6 protein-coding genes are annotated in these 3,238 nt (G+C 66.9%); 3 read left to right on the plus strand and 3 right to left on the minus strand.

Annotated elements, in window-relative coordinates; genetic code table 11:
• Positions 1–18: 18 nt before the first annotated feature.
• From AC08OO_RS23040 to AC08OO_RS23050, 3 genes are all read right to left on the minus strand, one after another.
• The gene (locus AC08OO_RS23040; RefSeq protein ID WP_476611806.1) at positions 19–816 is read right to left on the minus strand and encodes a hypothetical protein; all 798 of its coding nucleotides are present in this window, start codon (positions 814–816) and stop codon (positions 19–21) included.
• A 352-nt stretch (positions 817–1,168) separates the two neighbouring features.
• The gene (locus tag AC08OO_RS23045) at positions 1,169–1,342 is read right to left on the minus strand and encodes a DUF397 domain-containing protein (RefSeq protein WP_476611811.1); all 174 of its coding nucleotides are present in this window, start codon (positions 1,340–1,342) and stop codon (positions 1,169–1,171) included.
• A 194-nt stretch (positions 1,343–1,536) separates the two neighbouring features.
• Positions 1,537–1,911: a hypothetical protein gene (locus AC08OO_RS23050; RefSeq protein ID WP_476611807.1), complete on the minus strand. Its 375-nt coding sequence runs from the start codon at positions 1,909–1,911 to the stop codon at positions 1,537–1,539.
• Positions 1,912–2,234: 323 nt separating this feature from the next.
• On the opposite strand from AC08OO_RS23050, the gene AC08OO_RS23055 reads away from it, so the two are divergent.
• From AC08OO_RS23055 to AC08OO_RS23065, 3 genes are all read left to right on the plus strand, one after another.
• Positions 2,235–2,591: an aminotransferase class IV gene (locus AC08OO_RS23055; protein ID WP_476619079.1), complete on the plus strand. Its 357-nt coding sequence runs from the start codon at positions 2,235–2,237 to the stop codon at positions 2,589–2,591.
• A gap of 29 nt (positions 2,592–2,620) precedes the next feature.
• Positions 2,621–3,016, plus strand: coding sequence for an aminotransferase class IV (locus AC08OO_RS23060; RefSeq protein ID WP_476611809.1), 396 nt, complete (start codon positions 2,621–2,623; stop codon positions 3,014–3,016).
• Between the two features lie 11 nt (positions 3,017–3,027).
• Positions 3,028–3,238 (plus strand): helix-turn-helix domain-containing protein (locus AC08OO_RS23065; RefSeq protein WP_476611810.1); only part of this gene is annotated, 211 nt, incomplete at its 3' end.

Raw genomic sequence — 3,238 nt, forward strand, 5'->3', positions numbered from 1 at the left:
TATCAGGTCACCGGCGCGCTACGCGCCCTGACCACGATCGCCGGCGAACGGCGGTTCCTGCTGGTAGGAGACAGCAAACTCGTCTCCTACCCCAACCTGACCGCGTTGACGTCCACACCCGGGGTCACGTTCGGTGCGGGGCAGATGATGGGTGTTGAGCGCGGGATCGAAGACCCAGTCGAACCGGACGTGCGGCCACAAGGCCCCCACCGGATCCGCCACTGCCACCGGAGCGTTCACCGGCTGGCCTTCGGGGGCGTAGTTGGCCAGCACCACCACGACCTGACGGCCATCGAGCTGTGTGTGTAACGGGTTGACCTGGCCGAGGCTGCGATAGGTGTACAACAACCGGACATCGTGGCCGTAGCGCCGCTGGCGGGCCATCCGCCGGAACTCGTCAAGGTCGATGCCCTCGTTCTCCCAGGGCCGGCCGAGCCGCTCGGCATGATCGAAGTACGTGTCGATCTTGACCGGGATCGGTGTGGGCAACGACGTCACCACCAACCCGTCCCGGGTCCGGTAGAGGATGAGGTGGTCGTTGGACAGATACCGGTAGCCGCCGTTCAGCGTGGCGCCCAGCGCCAGGGTGGTCTTCCCACTGCCCTTGTGCCCGACCACGATGACGACTCGCTGATCGTCGGCCACGGCCGAGGCGTGCAGCATTGTGTACCGGCGCGCCTCGCAGTAGTCCAACAGCACTTCCCGGATTGCTTTCCGGACCGTGATCGCAAGATCGCGCGGGTTGGCCGAACAGATCACCGCCCGTCGGCTGTCCCGGTCGGCGCGGAAGCCGACCCGCCACGGCGTCAACGCCATCCCTGGTTCCGGTTCGGTCAGCCGCGCATGGATCCGTCCACCCCGCGGCGCCGTCGCGGTCGGTGATCCCGTCGAGCGGGTAGAAGTCCCGCAGGTAGCCGACCAAACCGTCGTGGTCGGTAACCACCGCGACCCGCACAGGGCCGAGGCCGGTGACATACCGGTGCTCCCAGCTCACGCGCTCACCTTCATCTCGGGCGAGGCGAGCACGGCGATGCCGCCGGCCAAGCTAAAGCGGGAGGACCAACTCAGCAGCATGGAACCTCTCCTCGTATCGATGGCTACCGCCCGGACGAATGTCGGCGCATGCTCGGAAGGGCCCGAAGGCCCGTAGCGGCTGCGGGCGGTGGTGCTACAGGTCGTCGAACTCGCCCGCCTTCACGGCATCACGGAACCGATCCCATGCACCCGGTGTGAATCCGATCGGACGGCCGAGCGACGAGCGGATAAGCACCTGTTGCGGGCCACGAGCGACCTCCACCGCATCCACCGCTGTCGGATGGGGGACGGACGGCTGACGCCACATCGACACGGCATCCGGGGCGGGTCGCTGGGGCCGCACGGCGGGTCCTCTCGTAGCGCGGTGATCAGGGCCACCCCGCCCACGGTGCGGCCTGCGACCGCGAGCGGGGTGCTGGACGGGCCGTCTGTGGACGGGGCGGCCCCGTTTCGGATCCCGGGAAGCTGCGCCGGGATGGACGGGCCGGGGCAGCCTCTGTCTCAGGGCCTGGGCGGCACCCGACTGCCGAGGTCAACCGGCGCGACGCGGTGATCAGGAAGACCGCTGCTGCGGGCGTACAGATCGGCATCGGCAGGGCTGCGGAACTCCGGCTCACCGACGATGATCCGGACAACTCGGCCGTTCACGTCCAGCTCGACCACACCCCAGTCCGGATGTGGCGTCCGGATCGGGAGCGGTGGGGAGTGAGCGCCGTCAACGGCCGCTCCGACCGGCTCCCTCCCCACCCCGGCCACCACGCCCTGTCCGACTTCGGAACGCAGCACGGCGCTGGACGACGACGGGTCAGGGCTGGGCTGGTGGCCCTCGGCGGGCGTCCGGCCGGCGGCCCCGGGTTCGTTCGTGGGTCTGGTCACGTGGGCCCATGGCGAATAGATGCTTTCGTCATCTCCATGCATCTCTGAACAAGCGTCTCGATAAATGGGCGCGAGGTGAAGTCTCCCGGACCGCTTCTGCGGGTGGAGGCAGCATTGGGATCCCGACCGCCAGCTCAGTGTCCAAGATCGGGAAGTGGGTGGGACTAGCGGGTTAGGACTCTGTAGAGCGTCCCCAGACTGCCGCGACACGGGCTCCACCCACAAGGTCACTGCACCGTCCCAGTACCGAACTTTCACTGAACTTGGCGGACCCAGACACCCATCCGCTTGCCGGGCTGCCCCCGGCCGCCAGACTCCAGGACATGGCGGAACTCGACGGCCACCCGGTCACCCCTGAGGCGTTCGCGGCGCTGGCCCTGACCAACCTCGGGCACTTCACCTCGATGCGCGTCGATGATGGCCGGGTACGGGGCCTGCCGCTGCACCTGAGCCGGCTGGTCCGTGACTGCCGCATCGTCTTTGCAGCCGACCTCGATCCGGAACACGTCCTGAAGCTGGTCCGTCACGCGGTCGGAGGCAGAACCGGCTCGCTCGTCGTCCGCGTCACCGTCTTCGACCCAGCACTGGAACTCGGGCACCCGGGTGCGACGGCCGCTCCACACATCCTGGTGACCACTCGACCGGTCGCGCCGACCGTGTTGCCGGGGCGCTACGCGTGAAGGCCTGCGTCTACTTGCGGGATCTTCCGATGGTGAAACACGTCGGCCTGTTCGGCTCTCTGTACCATCGCCGCGGTGCCCAACTCGACGGCTATGATGATGCGCTGTTCACCGATCCCACAGGAGTCGTCTCCGAAGGCGCCACCTGGAACGTCGGTTTCTTTGATGGCGACAACGTCATCTGGCCCAAAGCCGACGTCCTGCCCGGAGTAACCATGGGACTCCTGCAGCAGGTCGGCACTCACGTCACCGCCCCTGTTACCCTGGATATGCTCGGCAGCATGCAGGCGGCTTTTGCTACTAACACTTCGATCGGCGTCCGCCCGATCCACATGATTGATGGTGTGAACCTTCTCGACGACCATCCAATTCTACGGGAACTTCATGCCACCTATATCGCCATCCCCGGCGATTCCCTGGAGTAGGAAGCTCACGGATGGCTACCGTGATCCGCTGGACAGGACGAGAGATCCGGGCACTACGTCAGGCCAAACGGATGAGCCTGAAAGCAGTCGCGGCACATATCGGCGTCAGCGAGCGCATGGTCTCGAAGTGGGAGGCCGGTAGCAACACCATCACCCCCCGGCCGGTCAATCAGGCAGCTCTCGACACCTCCCTCGCCTGCTCGCCGGCCTCCGTCCAGGAGC

It is taken from the genome of Frankia sp. CeCAU1 (genome assembly GCF_977971845.1).

Excerpts from the sequence above, each read along its gene's own strand:
- AC08OO_RS23040 (WP_476611806.1), bottom strand. The coding sequence starts at position 816 with ATGGCGTTGACGCCGTGGCGGGTCGGCTTCCGCGCCGACCGGGACAGC.
- AC08OO_RS23045 (WP_476611811.1), bottom strand. The coding sequence starts at position 1,342 with ATGTGGCGTCAGCCGTCCGTCCCCCATCCGACAGCGGTGGATGCGGTG.
- AC08OO_RS23055 (WP_476619079.1), top strand. The coding sequence starts at position 2,235 with ATGGCGGAACTCGACGGCCACCCGGTCACCCCTGAGGCGTTCGCGGCG.
- AC08OO_RS23060 (WP_476611809.1), top strand. The coding sequence starts at position 2,621 with ATGGTGAAACACGTCGGCCTGTTCGGCTCTCTGTACCATCGCCGCGGT.